The organism is Tsuneonella sp. CC-YZS046, from assembly GCF_035581365.1.
In the GTDB taxonomy this organism is placed as follows: domain Bacteria; phylum Pseudomonadota; class Alphaproteobacteria; order Sphingomonadales; family Sphingomonadaceae; genus JAWKXU01.
This window is the reverse complement of the sequence record NZ_CP141590.1, coordinates 1,186,711-1,204,294: the sequence shown is the minus strand read 5'-3', so window position 1 is coordinate 1,204,294 and position 17,584 is coordinate 1,186,711. Positions and strand designations below refer to the sequence as shown.

The window sequence follows — 17,584 nt, the reverse complement described above, 5'->3', positions numbered from 1 at the left end:
GACCTTGACAGGGAAGCGTTAACCGGCGCTGAAAGCCGGTATGGCCCGCGCGCTCTATATCCATTGGCCCTTCTGCCTCGCGAAATGCCCTTATTGCGACTTCAACAGCCATGTCCGCAGCGGGGTGGACATGGCGCGCTGGGAAACGAGCCTGCTGGCCGACATGCGGTTCGAGGCCGAACGTGCCGGCGGCGAGCAACTGCAATCCATCTTTTTCGGCGGCGGCACCCCTTCCCTGATGCCGCCCGCGCTGGTTGGCGCATTGCTGGATGAAGCCGAGCGGCTCTGGGGTTTCGCGCCGGAGATCGAGATCACGCTGGAAGCAAATCCCTCCTCGGTGGAAGCAGCCAATTTCGCTTCGCTGGCCCAGGCCGGGATCAATCGCGTTTCCCTGGGGTTGCAGGCCTTGGACAATGAAACCCTGCGCTTCCTTGGCAGGCTGCACGATGTGGCCGAAGGGCTAGCCGCGCTGGACATCGCCCAGCGCCACTTCGCGCGCGCCAGTTTCGATCTGATCTATGCTCGGCCCGATCAATCGCCCGGGCAATGGGAGCGCGAATTGTCGCGCGCCTTATCGTTCGGAACCGAGCATCTCTCGCTCTATCAGCTTACCATTGAACCGGGCACGCGGTTCGCCACCCTGTTTCGCGAAGGCAAGCTGGCTCCCCTGGATGACGATGCGGCGGCGGATCTGTTCACCCTGACCCGGGAACTTACGGCTGCGGCGGGTTTGCCTGCCTATGAAATCAGCAACCACGCCCGGCCCACCTCCGAAAGCCGCCATAACCTGACCTATTGGCGCTATCAGGATTATTGCGGGATCGGGCCGGGGGCGCATGGGCGGCGCAAGGGTGCAGCGACGGTTCGCCATCGCAAGCCGGAAAACTGGCTGGAAGCGGTGGCGTGGCACGGACATGGAATTTCGGAACAGCGCGAGCTGGGAATTGCCGAGCAGGCTTCCGAAGCCTTGCTGATGGGCCTGCGGCTTGCAGAAGGTATTGACCTGGACGGCTTGTCCCGGCGCTTCGGTCTGGCGGCGGACGATCTGCTCGATCCCGCCAAGCTGCGGTTCCATGCGGCCAACCGGCTGCTGTGGCAGGACGGATCGCGCATCGGCGTGAGCGAGGCCGGAATGCCCGTGCTGGACGCCCTGCTGGGCGAACTCGTGCCCGGCGATCTGGTGCGGGCGTGAGCAACGCCGATCTTCTGGAGGAATGGGGCGCGCATCTCGCGCGCAACCGCAGGCGCTCGCCGCACACCGTGCGCGCCTATGTTGCCTGCGCGGCCCGGCTTCTCGACAATCTGCCGGAAAGCGACTGGGGGGCTGTGGCGCGGCTCGATGCGCAGGCGCTACGTCGCCAGCTGGCCGCGCGGCGGATGGAGGGCATCGGCAATGCGTCCGCCGCTCGCGAGCTTTCCGCCCTCAAGGGTTTCCTAGCCTTCGCTCGCGAAAAGGCGGGAATGGCGGAGGCGGAGCCGGTTCGTCTGCGCGGCCCCCGGCTGAAGAAAGGGCTGCCCCGCCCGATCACCCCCGACGATGCGATCAATCTGGCGGATGTGGTGGCCGAGTTTGCGGAGGAACCTTGGATCGGCGCGCGCGACCGGGCCGTTCTGCTGCTGCTCTATGGCGCGGGGCTACGCATCGCCGAAGCGCTGTCGCTGACCGGAAAGGACATTCCGCTGGGCGAGACGCTGGCGGTCACCGGCAAGGGCGGAAAGCAGCGCATCGTCCCCATCCTTCCCATCGTGCGTGAAGCAGTGGCGGCCTATGCCGCGCAATGCCCCTGGCCCGCGCAGGCGGACCTGCCGCTGTTCCGTGGCGCGAAGGGCGGCCCGCTCTCGCAGGGGATGGTCCAGAAGGCCGTCGCCCGGGCGCGGCTTGTGCTGGGTCTGCCCGCCACCGCCACTCCTCATGCGCTGCGCCACAGCTTCGCCACGCATCTGCTCGGCGCGGGAGCGGACCTGCGCAGCCTGCAGGAATTGCTGGGCCATGCCAGCCTGGATTCCACGCAGATCTACACCAAGGTCGATGCCGCGCGGATGCTGGAAACCTATCGCAGCGCGCATCCCAGGGAGCGCGATTAGGATTGGCGCCGCGCGCGGGGCTTCCAGGTCCTCACCCGATGAATGTAGGCGATGATCGCGATCACCGTCAAAGCCAGGACCAGCCAGCCCATCCATTGCTGGGTTTCGTCGAGATAATAGGCAAGCAGGCGCCCACCCTGGATCAGCATCACGTTCCAGATCGCGGAGCCTGCGAAGGTGAAGATCAGGAAGCGCCAATGCCCCATTCTCGCCAGCCCGGCGGGCAGGGAGATCATGGTCCGCAGGAACGGGGAGAAGCGGAGGAAGAATACCACCCACGGGCCATGCCGCTTGAAGAAACGGCGCGCCTTCCGGACATCGTGCCATTCCACCGTGAGCCAGCGGCCCCACCGGCGGACGAATGGCGCAAGCCGGCGCGCGCCCCAGCGGTCGCCCGCCAGATACCAGGCGTAATTGCCGAAGGTGGAGCCGATCGTCCCGGCCAGCAGCAGGGGCCAGAACTGCATGTTTCCACGCGCCACGCTGATCCCGCCGATGCCCATGATGACTTCGGACGGAATCGGCGGGAAGATGTTCTCCAGCGCCATCAGCAGGGCGATACCGACATAGCCGCCCCGCTCTATCGCTTCGATGATGAAATCCTGCATCGAACGATAATGCCTCAGCGCGAGGAAAGTCTCCGTTCGATCGCGTCCCAGATACGGCCTGCCGTATCGGTGCCGTTGAAACGGTCGATCGCGACGATCCCGGTCGGAGAGGTGACGTTGATCTCGGTCAGCCACTTGCCGCCGATCACGTCGATCCCGACGAAGATCAGGCCGAGCCGCTTCAGCTCGGGGCCGAGCGCGGCGCAGATTTCCTCTTCGCGCGGGGTCAGCGCCGTTGCCTCGGCGGAACCGCCCACGGCAAGGTTCGAGCGGAACTCCCCCGCCCCCGGCTTGCGATTGATCGCCCCCGCCAACTCGCCGTCGACCAGGACGATGCGCTTGTCCCCTTCCGCCACTTCCGGGAGGAAAGGCTGGATCATGTGCGGTTCCGGCCAGGTCTGGTTGAACACTTCGAACAGGGCCGCGAGGTTCTCTCCATTCTCCGGCACGCGGAAGATGGCCTTGCCGCCATTGCCGTGGATCGGCTTCACGACCACCGAGCCGTGCCGGGCCATGAACTCGCGCGCTTCGTCCGTGCTGCGCGTGACCAGCGTGGGCGGCATGAACTGCCGGTAATCGAGGACGAAGACCTTTTCCGGGGCGTTGCGCACGCTGACCGGGTTGTTGACCACCAGCGTCTCGCGCTCGATCCGTTCCAGCAGATGGGTGGCGGTGATGTAGCCGGTGTCGAAGGGCGGGTCCTGCCGCATCAGCACCACGTCCACGTCGCGCCCGAGATCGATCCGCCTGCCCTCGCCCTTGCTGAAATGATCGCCCTCGACGCGCTGGACCCGCACGGGATGCGCGCGCGCGAACAGGCGGTCGTTCTCGTCCAGCGTCAGGCTTCCTACATCGTAATGGAACAGCTCGTGCCCGCGCGCCTGTGCCGACAGCATCAGGGCGAAGGTCGAATCTCCCGCGATTCCGATATTTTCCAGCGGGTCCATCTGGACCGCGACGCGCAAGCTCATTGATATTCCCCTATGGCCTAAGGCTGCCAAGCGTGGGTGATGTGGCGCGGCAAGCGCCAGGGCGCAAGGAGAAGAACGTCGATACGCGCCCGGTCGGCCTGCTTGCTGAAGCGATGCGCCACCGCCTCGGCCGCTTCCGCGACCCTGCGCAGGCGATAGCCGTCTATCGCGAGGTCGAGATCGCGCTGCTCCTTGCGCCATTTCACTTCGACAAAGGCGATGGTCCGGCCGCGCCGGGCGATCAGGTCGATCTCGCCGCGCGGGGTTTTCAGGCGGCGGGCGAGGATTCTCCAGCCCAGCAGCCGCAGATAGAACGCGGCCCAGGCCTCGGCCCGCCTGCCGCGTTGCTCGGCGGCTTTCCGGCTCACGATTTCCTCAGTTCCAGCGCGCGCGCATAGAGCGTCTTGCGCTCCATCCCGGTTGCCTTGGCGACCTGGGCGGCCGCTTGCGAGGGCTTCTCCTGTTCCATCGCGGCCAGGAGCAACGCGTCCACGTCGACCTCGGTTTCGCCATTCTCGACAGGCGGGCCGACCATCAGCACGATCTCGCCCCTGGGAGGATGGCTCGCATAATGGCCGGCGAGCGATGCGGCTTCTCCCCGCCTGCATTCCTCGAATGCCTTGGTAAGCTCCCGGGCGACAGCCACTTCGCGGCCGGGAAGGCGCGCGGCAATCGCTTCCAGCGACTTGCCCAGGCGTTGCGCGCTTTCATAGAACACCAGCGTGGCGGGAATCCGCGCCAACTCTGCGAGAACGTCGTCCCTCGCCTTGTCCTTCACCGGAAGGAACCCGGCAAACAGGAAGCGGTCGCTCGGCAGGCCGGAAAGCGTCAATGCGACGATCGCCGCGCTCGGCCCCGGCAGGCTCGTCACGGGAATCCCCTGTTCCTGCGCGGTCTTGACCAGGCGATAACCCGGGTCGGAAATCAGCGGCGTGCCTGCGTCGCTGACCAGCGCCACCGCCTTGTCGTGCATCGCGGAGACGAGATTTTCGCGCTGCTGGTCGCTGCTGTGGTCGTCATAGCGCCAGAGCGGCTTGCGAATGCCGAGATGATTCAAAAGCTTTGCGGTGACGCGCGTATCCTCGCAGGCTACAGCGTCGCACCGTGCCAAAATATCGACGGCCCGTTTGGTGATGTCCCCGAGATTGCCAATCGGGGTTGCCACTATATAGAGCCCGGGGTCTAAAGAGTCCTCATTCACGAAAAGCCTCTTGGACCAGACAGGCAGGGAGCGGCAAGCATGATGGGTAAACCAATCAATCGGCGCAAGCTGATGGCAATCGGGCTGACAGCGCTTCTCGCCGCTTGTCAGGTGGTTCCGAAATCGACTGGCCCGAGCACGCCCGCGCCGCCCCCGCCCGAAGACAGCCTGCCCGCCGACGAAGGAAGGCACCGCGTTGCGCTGCTCGTGCCGCTTTCCGGGAAGAATGCGGCAGTGGGGCAATCTATCGCCAACGCCACCACCATGGCCCTGCTGGATACCAATGCGAGCAACCTGCGGATCACCACCTATGACACCGCCGCCGGGGCGAGCGCGGCGGCATCGCGCGCGATGGCCGATGGAAACAAGCTGGTGCTCGGCCCGCTGATGGGCGACGACACCGGGGAAATCGTCAAGATCACCCGGCAGCGCGAAGTGCCGCTGATCAGTTTTTCCAACGACATCACCACGGCATCGCGCGACGTTTTCGTGATGGGCCATATTCCCGGCCAGTCGATCAAGCGGGTAGTGACCTACGCCAGGGGCAAGGGTTTCAGCCGTTTCGGGGCGATCATCCCGAATGGGGAATATGGCGATCGCGCCCAGTCAGCCCTGACCGACGCCGTGAAGGATGCGGGCGGCGCCCTGGTGGGCATAGAGAAATATGATCGCGGCAACACGTCGATTTCGGCGGCGGCGCATCGCCTTCAGGAAAAGGGCGGGATCGATTCGATCCTGATCGCCGATGGCGCCCGTCTCTCCGGCCTGGCTGCCGCGCAGTTCGCCAAGGCGACCCAGAAGCCCAAATTCCTCGGCACCGAGCTGTGGAGCGGGGAAGCGACGGTGGCCTCCACGCCGGCGCTGCGCGGATCGTGGTTCTCGGCCGTTTCGGATGCCCGCTTCAAGCAGTTCGTGGATAGCTACAAGTCTCGCTTCGGCTCGCAGCCGCACCGCATCGCCACGCTGGGCTACGATGCCGTTCTCCTCACCCTGCGCGTCGCGCGGGACTGGACCCCCGGCAAGAGCTTCCCCACAGCCCGGCTGACCGACAGGGCGGGCTTTCTGGGCCTCGATGGTCCGCTGCGCTTTTCCTCCAATGGAATCGTCGAGCGGGCCATGGAGGTGCGGGAAGTCGGGAATAATACCGTTACCGTGGTGTCCCAGGCGCCAACTCGCTTCCAGGATTGACGATAACCTCAAGCCGCCGCTTGTAACGCCGTGAATCCGCGGGTTATGGCGCGGGCATGGCCGATGATCTTTTTGACAAGCTGCCTCAGGGCGGCGGCGATTACGACAGTTCCGCGATCGAGGTTCTGGAAGGGCTGGAGCCGGTTCGCCATCGCCCCGGCATGTATATCGGCGGCACGGATGAGCGCGCCCTTCATCACCTCGCGGCCGAAGTGCTCGACAACGCCATGGACGAAGCCGTGGCGGGCCATGCCACGCGGATCGAGGTCCTGCTGGAGGAAGGCCGTGAAGGCACTGCCGGGCGGCTCACGATCTCGGACAACGGGCGCGGCATCCCGGTCGACGAGCATCCGAAATTTCCGGGCAAATCCTCGCTTGAGGTCATTCTCACGACGCTCCATTCCGGCGGCAAGTTTTCCGGCAAGGCCTATGCCACCAGTGGCGGCCTGCACGGCGTCGGGGTCAGCGTGGTCAATGCGCTTTCGGAGCATACCCGGATCGAGGTCGCCCGGAACCGGGAGCTTTACGCCCAGGAATTCGCCAAAGGGCAGGTGCTCGGCCCGCTTCAGAAGCTGGGCGCGACACCCAACCGGCGGGGGACCACCGTCAGTTTTACCCCCGATCCGGAGATATTCGGCAGCCAGCGTTTCAAGCCTACCCGGCTTTTCAGGCTGGTCCGGTCCAAGGCCTATCTCTTCGCCGGGGTGGAAATCCGCTGGAAATGCGCGGCGGCGCTCACTTCCGACGATGTTCCCGCCGAGGCCGTCTTCCAGTTTCCCGGCGGGCTGTCCGATCACCTCAGGGAACAGGTCGGTGAGCGCGAATGCATCACCGCCGATTTCTTCGCCGGTTCACAGGAATTCCCCGCCAGTGAGGCCGGATCGCCCCAGGGCCGGGTCGAATGGGCGGTGGCCTGGCCGCTGTGGTCGGACGGTTCGTTCAGCTGGTATTGCAACACCATCCCCACCCCCGACGGCGGCACGCATGAGCAAGGGCTTCGCGCGGCCCTGACCAAGGGCATTCGCGCCTTCGGGGAGCTGGTCGGCCAGAAGAAGGCGAAGGACATTTCCGCGGACGACATCGTCACGGGAAGCGAGGTGATGCTTTCGGTGTTCGTCCGCGACCCCCAGTTCCAGAGTCAGACCAAGGACCGGCTGACCTCGCCGGAAGCCGCGCGCCTGGTCGAGAACGCCGTCCGCGATCACTTCGATCATTTTCTTTCCGACAATATGGAGCGCGGCAAGGCCCTGCTGGGCGCGGTGATGGAGCGGATGGACGAGCGCCTGCGCCGCAAGCAGGAGCGCGAGATCAAGCGCAAGACCGCGACCAACGCCAAGAAGCTGCGCCTGCCGGGCAAGCTCACCGACTGTTCGGGCGAAGGGGACGGCGAAACCGAATTGTTCATCGTCGAAGGCGATTCGGCCGGGGGCAGCGCCAAGCAGGCGCGGGACCGCAAGACCCAGGCGATCCTGCCGATCCGTGGCAAGATCCTCAACGTCGCCAGCGCCACGGCGGACAAGATCCGCGCCAATCAGGAAATCGCCGATCTGGGCCTCGCTCTGGGCTGCGGAATCCGGAAGGATTGCGACCCCGAAAACCTGCGCTACGACCGCATCATCATCATGACCGATGCCGATGTCGACGGCGCCCATATCGCCACCTTGCTGATGACCTTCTTTTTCCAGGAAATGTCGGAAGTGGTGCGGCGCGGCCATCTCTTCCTCGCCCAGCCTCCGCTCTATCGCCTGACCGCCGGCAAGGAGAGCCGCTATGCCAGGGACGATGCCCATCGCGCCGAACTGGAAGAGACGGTGTTCAAGGGCAGGAGGGTCGAAGTGGCGCGGTTCAAGGGCTTGGGCGAAATGAACCCGCAGCAATTGCGCGAAACCACGATGAATCCCGAAACCCGCAGCCTGATCCGGATCACCCTGCCGCCGGAATATGAGCAGCGCGCCGCCGTGAAGGAACTGGTCGATCAGCTGATGGGGCGCAACCCCGAGCACAGGTTCAACTTCATCCAGAACCGCGCCTCCGACCTCGACCGGGATCTGATCGACGCCTAGCCGCTTGCCCGGCCCCGCCGGGCTTCTCTCCGCCGGGGTCCTCTATCGCGCGATCAGCACGGCGCCGGTTCCGACAAGAGCGCCTTGGCAAGCGCCGCCTCATCCATCACGTCATAGCGGCAGCCGGCCATTTCCAGCGCATCGAGCAGTTCGGGCGCGCAGTTTTCGCGGGCGGTGGTTAGCACGATGCGTTCGCAATTGGGCGCGATCAGCTCGAATATCCGGGCGATGAAGCCCGCATGCGATTTTCCCGCCATCTTTTTGGGCAGCGGGATCGCTTCGCCGCTGAGCGCGAGAATGTCGATCCGGGGCAGCGGCAATCCGGTACGCAGCGCCGCCCCGTCCCAGATGCCGAGCACCATGGCGTCCAGACTGCGCTGGCTGGCGAGGAACCGCCCCGCCTCGAGGATCGCCACCCTGCCCTTCAGCATCCTGTTTTCGCCCAGCCACACGCCGTCAGGCCCGTGCCTGCCCACCGTCCCGCCGCGCGAAAAGATACCCGCAAGGCTTGCGGAAAGGCGTTTCGCCTGGGCCGTTCCCATCACCGCCAGCACGGGAACCCGGCCGGTTCCGCCCACCAGCTCCTTCAGGATCTGCGGATAGAGATGGCCCGAGGTGACGCCGCCAAGCTGCGGCTGTGCGTTGACTTCGCAGATCGCGCCGCCGCTCTCCTGCCAGGAAACCGCGATGTCCGGCAGGAGCAGGTCGATGCCCGCAAGATCGAGGCGGAACGCATCGGCCGCCTGTATCGCTAGCGCGGCATTATCGGGATGAACCTTGTCGAACACCGCCACCGGCCGCCCCCCGGTCGCCACGTTCGCCGCGCGCCTTATCCGGACGAAGCGGTTGGCGGGAAGCACCGAGGTTTCATCCAGCCCGGCGCGGGCAAGCAGGTGCCGCGCTTCGTCATCCAGCGTCAGCAGCTTCATCGGCTGCAACGGGCCACTGCCGCGATTGGGATCGCGATTGGCGATCTCCACCAGCTGCGCGATCGTGGAGGTCCCGTCGCCGGTGACGCCGCCCGGCTCGCGCTCCACCGCCCAGACAAGCCGCCCATGGAACACCACCAGCCGATAGTCGCGGCCCGGCACGAAGCGCTCCACCAGCACATTGGGCGAAATCTTGCGCGCGATGGCATAGGCGGCGCTTACTTCTTCCGGGGTGCGCAGGTCGGCCGCCACGCCCAGCCCGCCATCCCTGTCGTTCGGCTTGACCACCACCGGGTAGCCCAGTTGGCCCGCGACATTCAATGCATCCTGCTCATTCGCGACTTCCCGGCCGGGCGCGACCGGCAGCCCCATGCGCCGCAGCACTTTGCCGCCGGAAAACTTGTTCTTCGCCAGAACCGCGCCGATCGCGGAGGTCCGGTCGGTGCAGGTGCTGTCCATCAGGACCGAGCGCTTGCCGATTCCGTATTGGGTCAGCGTATTGGAAATCTCGAGGAACGGAATATTCTCATCCATGGCCGCCCTCAGCAACCGGGCCGGATTGGTTTGCAGCAATCCCCCTTCGTTCAACTGGCGAAAAGCCTGCTTGCCCGCCTTCGCCAGCGCGGCCCTTCGCGGATCGCCCCGGGGCAATGCGATATACTGGACCAGAAGTTCGATGATCCGGCCGAGCGGGGCAAGGCTGCGCAGAAGCGTAGGGACGATGCATTCCGCGACATCGCCCTTGCGCCGGACCGCCTTGGCGCGGGACAGCAGCGGTATGTTGGAGAGCGATTGGACGTGATCGACCAGGCCCAGGAAAAATTCGATGAAATCGCCGTCCGCGCCCGCGAACTCGATGGGGCTCGGCCCCTTTTTTCCGGTCAGCGCGCCGATGAAGTGATGGGCCAGCAGGCCGCGCCGTTCCACCGGCAGATCGACCGCTCGCAGATTGAACATGATGACCGGGAGCCGTTCGCCGAAGGCGAAGCCTTCGAGAAATTTCGGCGGCGACATCAACATGGGAGACTTCCCTCGGCTTTGCCCGGTCGGCATTTCAGGCGGGCGAGGAAACGACGGTCATCAACGACCAGCGCATCCCGATTCCGCCATCGGGCAAGGCTTCGGTGCCGAGCATCGTTTCGATTGCCTCGATGATCCCCTCCGCTTCGATACCTCCGATATCGAATAATTTTCCGCAGAATGCCGCCATGTCCTGCTTGTTCGCGAAGCGCCACAGGAAATCGTTGATCCCCGATGCTTCCACCTGCCAGCCGGCATCCGCCAATTCGCGCAAGGTCGCCGCGCCGAGATAGACCCCTTCATGGCCGGTGCTGTTCCAGCGCCCCACGAAATCGTCGAGGAAGCGGGATACCCTGCTCCCCTCGGCGACGTCGGAAAGGGCGAAGCGGCCTTCGGGGCGGGTGACGCGATATATCTCGCGGAACAGGGCGGTCTTGTCTTCCAGATGATGCACCCCGGCAAGGCTGTAGACCACGTCCAGATAGCGGTCGGGCCAGGGCAGCGGCAGGAGCGGCTTGCTGGGCGCATCGGCCACGACATCGCCGTGATTGGTGAAGCTGGCGCAGGGTTCATGCCCGAACCATTCCACCCCTTCGGGAAGGAAGCCGCGCATATATCCGCCGCCCGCCGGCACATCGCCGGCTTTCATGCCCGGCCTGGCGGGCGCCGCGTCCAGCACTTGCGCGAACTCCTGCCGCCGCGCTTCCGGGAAGGCGAGCATTGCCTGATCGTAGGATGAGCCGCGCTGCTCGAATAGTTCGGAATAGGATTGCATGGCGCCCGTCTCGCAACTCGATCCCGAAAAAGCAAGGCGTGGGGACGCTTGCGCGAGCGGCTTTCCCAACCTATCCCTTTTCGCAAACGCGAAATGGCAGGAATTTGACGAGAATGACCCAGCGCTTTGAAGGCACGCAGAATTACATCGCCACCGACGACCTCAAGGTCGCGGTCAATGCAGCCGTGCTGCTGCGCCGCCCGCTTCTGGTCAAGGGCGAGCCGGGCACGGGCAAGACCGTGCTGGCGCATGAGATCGCCAGGGCGATCGACGCGCCGCTGATCGAATGGAACGTCAAATCCACCACCAAGGCGCAGCAGGGCCTTTATGAATATGATGCGGTCGCCCGTCTGCGCGACGGCCAGCTGGGCGAGGAGCGGGTCCACGACATCCGCAACTACATCAAGAAAGGCAAGTTGTGGGAAGCCTTCACCGCCCCGCAGCTTCCCGTTCTCCTGATCGACGAGATCGACAAGGCCGATATCGAGTTTCCCAACGACCTGTTGCAGGAACTCGATCGGATGAGCTTCGACGTTTACGAAACGCAGGAGCGGATCGAGGCGAAGGAACGGCCGATCGTGGTCATCACCTCGAACAACGAGAAGGAGCTGCCCGACGCCTTCCTGCGCCGCTGCTTCTTCCACTACATCAAGTTCCCGGACCCGGAAACGATGCGGGAAATCGTGGAGGTCCACTTCCCCGGCATCCAGAAGCAGCTCGTCACCAAGGCGATGGAGATATTCTACGAGGTTCGCGAGGTGCCCGGCCTCAAGAAGAAGCCCAGCACGTCGGAGCTGCTGGATTGGCTCAAGCTGCTCCTCAACGAGGACATGCCGCTGGAAGTGCTGCAGGATCGCGATCCGACCAAGGCGATCCCGCCGCTGCATGGGGCGCTGCTCAAGAACGAGCAGGACATCATGCTGTTCGAGCGCCTGGCCTTCATGGCGCGGAGGAAAGGGTGACGGCCCTGTGCCGCCGCTTTCCTACACCGGCCCCCATGGATTAAGTTCGCGCAGATGACTTGTCCCGACGCCCCGCCTTGCCCGCTTCTGCCCCGCCGTGGGGCGATGGATGGTCGCGCATCGCGAAAGGTCACACACTTCGGCGCGGCAAAAGCGAGGGATGGCCAGCGTTTCGGCCGCGCTGCCAGCTCTCGGGCAAAGCCACATTTTCGCCGTTCTGCGTCAACTTCGGTGGGGGGGCGGTAAGCGATGTTCTTCAACTTCCTCGACGAGCTGCGCGCCGCGGGCATCCCCGCGAGCCTGAAGGAGCACCTCGTGCTGCTGGAGGCGCTGGACCGCGACGTGATCGAGCAGACGCCCGAGGCATTCTACTATCTCGCCCGCGCGACCTTCGTGAAGGACGAAGGCCTGCTGGATCGGTTCGACCAGGTCTTCTCCAAGGTCTTCAAGGGCATCCTGACCGAATATGGCGAGCAGCAGGTCGATCTGCCGGAAGAATGGCTGAAGGCGATCGCCGAGAAGTTCCTCACTCCCGAGGAGATGGAGCAGATCAAGTCGCTCGGATCGTGGGAAGAGATCATGGAGACGCTCAGGAAGCGGCTCGAGGAGCAGGAAGGACGGCACCAGGGCGGCAACAAGTGGATCGGCACCGGCGGCACCAGCCCCTTCGGCAATTCCGGCTATAATCCGGAAGGCGTGCGGATCGGTGGGGAAAGCCGGCACAGGCGCGCGATCAAGGTCTGGGAAAAGCGGGAGTTCCAGAATCTTGACAGCACGCGGGAGCTGGGCACCCGCAACATCAAGGTCGCGCTGCGGCGGTTGCGCCGCTTCGCGCGCGAAGGCGCGGCGGATGAGCTGGATCTGGAAGGCACCATCCAGGGCACGGCGCGGCAGGGCTGGCTCGACATCCGCATGCGGCCGGAGCGGCACAATGCGGTGAAGCTGCTGCTGTTCCTGGATGTGGGCGGCTCCATGGACCCCTATATCCGGCTGTGCGAGGAATTGTTCAGCGCGGCCAACAGCGAGTTCAAGAACCTCGAATTCTTCTATTTCCACAATTGCCTCTACGACAATGTGTGGAAGGACAACCGGCGGCGCTGGACGGAACGGACCAAAACCTGGGACGTGCTCCACAAATATGGACATGATTACAAGGTGATATTCGTCGGTGACGCGGCGATGAGCCCCTATGAGATCACCCATGTCGGCGGCGCGGTCGAGTTCATGAACGACGAGCCGGGTTCCGTCTGGATGCAGCGGGTGGTCAACACCTATCCGGCGACGGTCTGGCTCAATCCGGTGCCCGAGAACCAGTGGAAATATACGCAGTCGACCCAGATCATGCGCCAGATCATGGGAGACAGGATGTATGGCCTCACTCTGGAAGGATTGGATGACGCGATGCGGGAATTGAGCCGCAAGCACGGATGACCGCGCTGAAAGGATTTCTTCCCTTGCGAAAGCACCGGGTGCGCACGATCTCCGCCTGATGGAGAATACGGCTCGCCAGCCCGCCCTGTTTCTCGGCCACGGATCGCCGATGACCGTGATTACGGACAATGCGGAACGGCGCGCCCTGGAGGAACTGGGGCGGCGCCTGCCCCGCCCGGATGCCGTCCTTCTGGTCACGGCGCATTGGGAAACCCATGGCGAAACCAGGCTGACCGCCGGTGCGTATCCCCGCACGATCCACGATTTCCGGGGGTTTCCCCAAGAGCTTTACGAAATCTCCTATGCCGCGCCGGGCGCCCTTGCGCTTGCCCATCGCGCGGCGTCCCTCATCGGCGAAGGCGCGGTGCTGGATGAGGAAATGGGGTTGGACCATGGGGTGTGGGGCGTGTTGCGGCCGATGTTCCCGGAGGCCGACATTCCCGTCGTGGCGATGAGCGTCGATATGTCGCTCCCTCCCGAGGGGCACCTTGCGCTCGGCGCGGCGCTTGCGCCCTTGCGTGACGAAAACGTGCTGATCGCGGGCAGCGGCAATATCATTCACAATCTGGCGCTATGGCGGCAGTCGGCGGGCACAGTTCCGGCCTGGGCGGACTCGTTCCGTAACCGCATGAACGCCGCGCTGAGGGGCGGCGACGAAACCTCGCTCACGCAATTTGCGGCGGAAGACGAGGAAGCGCGGGCGGCCATCAACAGCGGCGAGCATTACCTCCCGCTGCTCTATCCCTTGGGTGCGAGGGGCGAGGAGGACGATGTCGCCATCTTCAACGACAGCATCGACGGCTCCCTTTCCATGACTTCCGTCTTGTGGGGCGACGCCCGGCTTGCCGAAAGACTTCAGTAAAGGAGCAGCGAAGCGATCTCGTCCCGCCATCGGGCTTCGTCGGCACCGGCGATCCTGTCCAGGTCGCCGGGCTGCGCGGCAGTGTCGTCCACCCATTCCCGCAAGGCGGGGCCGCCGTTGATTACATCGATGGCCAGCCGCTCGAACTCATACTCGTAGGGAAAGTCGCGCCAGATCGGATAGTCCGGATAAAGCCGCCGGATCGTCTTGAAGGCCAGGGCCTGGAGACGCCAGGGACGGAACGCGGAGTGATCGTAGAATGCACCTTCGGCATGGATCATCAGGGCGCTGCACAGGCTCCTGGCGTGCTTGTGGAAGGTAGGCTCGAACCAGCACTCGCGGATCGCGCAGCCCGCCAGCCATTCGGGCGACAGGCGCTGCATTTCCGCCAGCACCGCCCGGGCATCCACGTCCGGCGCGCCGAACAGCACTTCGAGCGGGCGAGTGGTTCCCCTGCCCTCGCTCAGGTTCGTGCCTTCCAGCATGACCGTGCCGGCATAGGCGCGCGCCATGTTGAGATTGGCGGCATTGGGGCTGGGATTGATCCAGATGCGGCTTTCCGGCCAGCCGAAGCCGGGTGCCGCATCGGGCCGCCAGCCGTCCATCCCGATCACGCGATAATCGACATCGAGCCCTAAATGCCGGACGAACCAATGCCCCATCTCGCCAAGCGTCAGTCCATGGCGCATCGGCATCGGCCCCGCCCCGACGAAGCTCTCTTGCCCCGGCAGCAGCAGCGTGCCTTCCACCGGCCTTCCCGCCGGATTGGGCCGGTCCAGCACCCAGACGGCCTTGCCGGTGCCTGCGGCGGCTTCCAGCAGATACAGCAGCGTGGTGACGAAGGTATAGATCCGGCAGCCGAGATCCTGCAGGTCGAACAGGAAGACATCGGCCGCGTCGATCATCGCCGGGGTCGGCCGGCGGACTTCGCCATAGAGGCTGAAAATGGGGATGCGGTATTGCGGATCGATCTCGTCCGCCGTCTCCACCATATTGTCCTGCTTGTCCCCTTTCAGCCCGTGCTGCGGCCCGAATGCAGCCGTGAGCCTTATCTCCGGGCAGGCGGCCAGCGCATCCAGCGAATGGACCAGCCTCTCGGTGACGGAAGCGGGGTGCGCGACCAGGGCAACCCTGCGGCCCTCCAAAGGCTGGCGCAGTGACGGTTCGGCGAGGAGACGATCGATCCCGAATTTCATGGACGCTTCGGTTACAGCGGCTTTGCGGCAAAGCAAGCGGGATGATGGAAATCGGGGCGGCCTTCCGGGTGGGCCAAGGCCCAGTAGGACAGCCGTCCGCCCTCCTCCTCGACTATCGCGCTGACCCCCAGGCGAGTCGCGCCGCGAATGTCATTGCTTGCGAGACAGGCAGTGAGCAGGAATATCTCGGCGCCTCGCTCGCTCCTGATTTCCGGCTGCATCGACAGTTCGGGTTGGATTGGCGCGCTTCGGTAACTTTCGAAGCCGTAGCTCGCCCATCGGCCCGATGGAGAGAAGTTGAACTCGAAATAGGCGGGCGACCCATCGCTCAGGAACAATTCGAAGCAGGTGGTTTTCCAGAGCTCGTCGGCTCGGCCGCTTCCGGAATAGGCCGGCGTTATCAGGCTGCCGCAGCCGTCGAGCCGGTAGCGCAGCATGGTGCGGCCGTCATCGAGATACACCCAGCGCAGCGATACGCCCGTCACGGCCAGCGGCGGATGATCGGGATGCGCGACCAGGCGATGCGTTTGCAACTGCTTTTCCCCGTGCTAGGCGCCCAGCGCGAAAGAAGGGCACCATGAGTCAATATCGATCCGACCTGCTGCGCCTGCTCGATGAGCGGGGCTATATCCACCAACTGACCGATGCGGCCGGGCTGGACGCCTTGGCAACCGGGCAGGTCGTGCCGGGCTATATCGGCTTCGATCCCACCGCGCCATCGCTCCATGTCGGGCATCTGGTGTCGATCATGATGCTGCGCCAGCTGCAGCGCGCGGGCCACAAGCCGATCGTTCTGATGGGCGGCGGAACCGGCAAGATCGGCGATCCCAGCTTCAAGGATGAAGCGCGCCAATTGCTGACCGAAGATACCATCGCGCAGAATGTCGCCTCCATCCGCCGGGTGTTCGAGAACTTCCTGACCTTCGGGGACGGGCCCACCGATGCGATCATGGTCGACAATGCCGAGTGGCTGGACAGGCTGGAATATATCCCTTTCCTGCGGGACATCGGTCGGCATTTCTCGGTCAACCGGATGCTCAGCTTCGATTCGGTCAAGCTGAGGCTGGATCGCGAACAGTCCCTGAGCTTTCTCGAATTCAACTATATGATCCTCCAGGCCTATGATTTTCTGGAACTGTCGCGGAAGGCGGCCTGCCGCCTGCAGATGGGCGGTTCCGACCAGTGGGGCAATATCGTGAATGGCGTGGAGCTTGCGCGCCGGGTCGATGGCACCCAGGTCTTCGGGCTGACCACTCCCCTGCTCACGAATGCCGACGGCACCAAGATGGGCAAGACCGTGGGCGGCGCGGTGTGGCTCAACTCCGACCAGCTCAGCCATTTCGATTATTGGCAGTTCTGGCGCAACACGGATGACCGTGACGTCGGCTCGCGCCTGCGCCTGTTCACCGACCTGCCGCTCGACGAGATCGCCCGGCTCGAGGCGCTGGAAGGAAGCGAGATCAACGCGGCCAAGATCGTTCTCGCCAACGAGGCGACCAGGCTTTGCCGGGGCGAGGAAGCGGCGCGAAATTGCGAAGCCACGGCGGCGGAAACCTTTTCGGGCGGAATCGGCGCGGATTTGCCGAAGCTGGACATTCCGGCGGAAGGCATCGGGTTGGCGGCCGCCTGCACTGCCATCGGCTTCACGCAATCGAATGGCGAGGCCAAGCGCAAGATCGCGGAAGGGGCGGTGCGCCTGGACGATGCGGCGATCAAGGACCCCGCATATCTTGTCCGCCTGGAATCCGGCCAGACCGCGCGCCTGAGCCTGGGCAAGAAGAAACACGCCATCCTGCGCCTTGCCTGATTTTTGCCGCTTGCCGGCAAAATCTTGCAGGCTTTACGGTTTGTCAGCCATTTGATGGGATAAGCGGTTTTCCAATTAACTATCGGGAGGCTGAACATCATGGCTGGTGGAGCACAATTGTCTGTGACGGACCTGCGTCGCGCGGCCCGGCATCCCGTGGATTATCCGGTCATCGGAGAGCATCGCGAGCGGGGCGATATGGGGTTGCATATCGTGAATGTCTCCGCTCACGGCTTCATGATCAACAGCTCCCCGGATTTGCAGCGTGGCGACCGGGTGACCATCCGCTTGCCGGCAATCGGCCGGATCGAAGCCCATGTTATCTGGACGATGGACGAACGGGCCGGCTTCCAGTTCGAGCGGATCATCCGCTTCGAGGATTTCGTGAAGATGATCGATCAGATGCAGCCCAATCCCAAGCTGCGCCGCCGCCGCTGAAATAGCGCATCGAACGCAGCCATAGATCAATCGCTCTCTTGGCAAGAG

General features: G+C 64.3%; 17 protein-coding genes. 9 read left to right on the top strand and 8 right to left on the bottom strand.

Features of this window, described 5'->3' with window-relative positions; translation table 11 throughout:
• Positions 1-40 precede the first annotated feature (40 nt).
• Both hemW and U8326_RS06005 read left to right on the top strand, forming a co-directional pair.
• Positions 41-1,192: a radical SAM family heme chaperone HemW gene (gene hemW / locus U8326_RS06010; protein ID WP_324742942.1), complete on the top strand. Its 1,152-nt coding sequence runs from the start codon at positions 41-43 to the stop codon at positions 1,190-1,192.
• Entirely contained in the window at positions 1,189-2,085 is an 897-nt protein-coding gene (locus U8326_RS06005; RefSeq protein ID WP_324742941.1) for a tyrosine recombinase XerC, read from the top strand. The genes hemW and U8326_RS06005 overlap by 4 nt, the downstream gene beginning before the upstream one ends.
• On the opposite strand, the gene U8326_RS06000 is transcribed toward U8326_RS06005, so the two are convergent.
• From U8326_RS06000 to rsmI, 4 genes are read right to left on the bottom strand one after another with little or no spacing between them, the layout of a single operon-like run.
• On the bottom strand, positions 2,082-2,693 hold the full coding sequence (locus U8326_RS06000; protein WP_324742940.1) for a DedA family protein: 612 nt from the start codon (positions 2,691-2,693) through the stop codon (positions 2,082-2,084). The genes U8326_RS06005 and U8326_RS06000 overlap by 4 nt on opposite strands.
• Positions 2,694-2,707: 14 nt before the next feature.
• A complete protein-coding gene (gene gshB, locus U8326_RS05995) occupies positions 2,708-3,664 on the bottom strand; it encodes a glutathione synthase (protein WP_324742939.1) in 957 nt (318 codons plus the stop codon).
• A gap of 17 nt (positions 3,665-3,681) precedes the next feature.
• Positions 3,682-4,032, bottom strand: coding sequence for a YraN family protein (locus U8326_RS05990; RefSeq protein ID WP_324742938.1), 351 nt, complete (start codon positions 4,030-4,032; stop codon positions 3,682-3,684).
• Positions 4,029-4,829: a 16S rRNA (cytidine(1402)-2'-O)-methyltransferase gene (gene rsmI / locus U8326_RS05985; protein WP_324742937.1), complete on the bottom strand. Its 801-nt coding sequence runs from the start codon at positions 4,827-4,829 to the stop codon at positions 4,029-4,031. Before rsmI ends, U8326_RS05990 begins: the two co-directional genes overlap by 4 nt.
• A 75-nt stretch (positions 4,830-4,904) precedes the next feature.
• Here rsmI and U8326_RS05980 point away from each other — a divergent pair, with 75 nt between their 5' ends.
• Together U8326_RS05980 and parE are read left to right on the top strand one after the other, a co-directional pair.
• On the top strand, positions 4,905-6,053 hold the full coding sequence (locus U8326_RS05980; RefSeq protein WP_324742936.1) for a penicillin-binding protein activator: 1,149 nt from the start codon (positions 4,905-4,907) through the stop codon (positions 6,051-6,053).
• 56 nt (positions 6,054-6,109) lie between these two features.
• The gene (gene parE / locus U8326_RS05975; protein WP_324742935.1) at positions 6,110-8,116 is read left to right on the top strand and encodes a DNA topoisomerase IV subunit B; all 2,007 of its coding nucleotides are present in this window, start codon (positions 6,110-6,112) and stop codon (positions 8,114-8,116) included.
• A gap of 53 nt (positions 8,117-8,169) precedes the next feature.
• Here parE and U8326_RS05970 read toward each other — a convergent pair whose 3' ends face one another.
• A complete protein-coding gene (locus U8326_RS05970; RefSeq protein WP_324742934.1) occupies positions 8,170-10,065 on the bottom strand; it encodes an acetate--CoA ligase family protein in 1,896 nt (631 codons plus the stop codon).
• Between the two features lie 34 nt (positions 10,066-10,099).
• The gene (locus U8326_RS05965) at positions 10,100-10,840 is read right to left on the bottom strand and encodes a class I SAM-dependent methyltransferase (RefSeq protein ID WP_324742933.1); all 741 of its coding nucleotides are present in this window, start codon (positions 10,838-10,840) and stop codon (positions 10,100-10,102) included.
• 113 nt (positions 10,841-10,953) lie between these two features.
• Here U8326_RS05965 and U8326_RS05960 point away from each other — a divergent pair, with 113 nt between their 5' ends.
• From U8326_RS05960 to ygiD, 3 genes are all read left to right on the top strand, one after another.
• Positions 10,954-11,802, top strand: a complete 849-nt coding sequence (locus U8326_RS05960) for a MoxR family ATPase (protein WP_324742932.1) — start codon at positions 10,954-10,956, stop codon at positions 11,800-11,802.
• 249 nt (positions 11,803-12,051) lie between these two features.
• Positions 12,052-13,233: a vWA domain-containing protein gene (locus U8326_RS05955; RefSeq protein WP_324742930.1), complete on the top strand. Its 1,182-nt coding sequence runs from the start codon at positions 12,052-12,054 to the stop codon at positions 13,231-13,233.
• 58 nt (positions 13,234-13,291) lie between these two features.
• Positions 13,292-14,095, top strand: a complete 804-nt coding sequence (ygiD, locus tag U8326_RS05950; protein WP_324742929.1) for a 4,5-DOPA dioxygenase extradiol — start codon at positions 13,292-13,294, stop codon at positions 14,093-14,095.
• On the opposite strand, the gene U8326_RS05945 is transcribed toward ygiD, so the two are convergent.
• Positions 14,089-15,291, bottom strand: coding sequence for a DUF1343 domain-containing protein (locus U8326_RS05945; RefSeq protein WP_324742928.1), 1,203 nt, complete (start codon positions 15,289-15,291; stop codon positions 14,089-14,091). The genes ygiD and U8326_RS05945 overlap by 7 nt on opposite strands.
• A gap of 11 nt (positions 15,292-15,302) precedes the next feature.
• Positions 15,303-15,824 (bottom strand): DOMON-like domain-containing protein, encoded by a 522-nt coding sequence (locus tag U8326_RS05940; protein ID WP_324742927.1) that lies wholly within the window; start codon positions 15,822-15,824, stop codon positions 15,303-15,305.
• 44 nt (positions 15,825-15,868) lie between these two features.
• Between U8326_RS05940 and tyrS the strand changes: the two genes are divergently transcribed.
• Positions 15,869-17,098 carry a tyrosine--tRNA ligase gene (gene tyrS, locus U8326_RS05935; protein ID WP_324742926.1) on the top strand — a complete coding sequence of 410 codons (1,230 nt, stop codon included), beginning with the start codon at positions 15,869-15,871 and terminating at the stop codon, positions 17,096-17,098.
• A gap of 99 nt (positions 17,099-17,197) precedes the next feature.
• The gene (locus U8326_RS05930) at positions 17,198-17,536 is read left to right on the top strand and encodes a PilZ domain-containing protein (protein WP_324742925.1); all 339 of its coding nucleotides are present in this window, start codon (positions 17,198-17,200) and stop codon (positions 17,534-17,536) included.
• Positions 17,537-17,584: the final 48 nt, after the last annotated feature.

Excerpts from the sequence above, each read along its gene's own strand:
- tyrS (WP_324742926.1), top strand. The coding sequence starts at position 15,869 with ATGAGTCAATATCGATCCGACCTGCTGCGCCTGCTCGATGAGCGGGGC.
- U8326_RS05945 (WP_324742928.1), bottom strand. The coding sequence starts at position 15,291 with ATGAAATTCGGGATCGATCGTCTCCTCGCCGAACCGTCACTGCGCCAG.
- gshB (WP_324742939.1), bottom strand. The coding sequence starts at position 3,664 with ATGAGCTTGCGCGTCGCGGTCCAGATGGACCCGCTGGAAAATATCGGA.
- hemW (WP_324742942.1), top strand. The coding sequence starts at position 41 with ATGGCCCGCGCGCTCTATATCCATTGGCCCTTCTGCCTCGCGAAATGC.
- U8326_RS05960 (WP_324742932.1), top strand. The coding sequence starts at position 10,954 with ATGACCCAGCGCTTTGAAGGCACGCAGAATTACATCGCCACCGACGAC.
- U8326_RS05965 (WP_324742933.1), bottom strand. The coding sequence starts at position 10,840 with ATGCAATCCTATTCCGAACTATTCGAGCAGCGCGGCTCATCCTACGAT.
- U8326_RS05955 (WP_324742930.1), top strand. The coding sequence starts at position 12,052 with ATGTTCTTCAACTTCCTCGACGAGCTGCGCGCCGCGGGCATCCCCGCG.
- U8326_RS05970 (WP_324742934.1), bottom strand. The coding sequence starts at position 10,065 with ATGTTGATGTCGCCGCCGAAATTTCTCGAAGGCTTCGCCTTCGGCGAA.
- U8326_RS05980 (WP_324742936.1), top strand. The coding sequence starts at position 4,905 with ATGATGGGTAAACCAATCAATCGGCGCAAGCTGATGGCAATCGGGCTG.
- parE (WP_324742935.1), top strand. The coding sequence starts at position 6,110 with ATGGCCGATGATCTTTTTGACAAGCTGCCTCAGGGCGGCGGCGATTAC.
- U8326_RS05930 (WP_324742925.1), top strand. The coding sequence starts at position 17,198 with ATGGCTGGTGGAGCACAATTGTCTGTGACGGACCTGCGTCGCGCGGCC.
- ygiD (WP_324742929.1), top strand. The coding sequence starts at position 13,292 with ATGGAGAATACGGCTCGCCAGCCCGCCCTGTTTCTCGGCCACGGATCG.
- U8326_RS06000 (WP_324742940.1), bottom strand. The coding sequence starts at position 2,693 with ATGCAGGATTTCATCATCGAAGCGATAGAGCGGGGCGGCTATGTCGGT.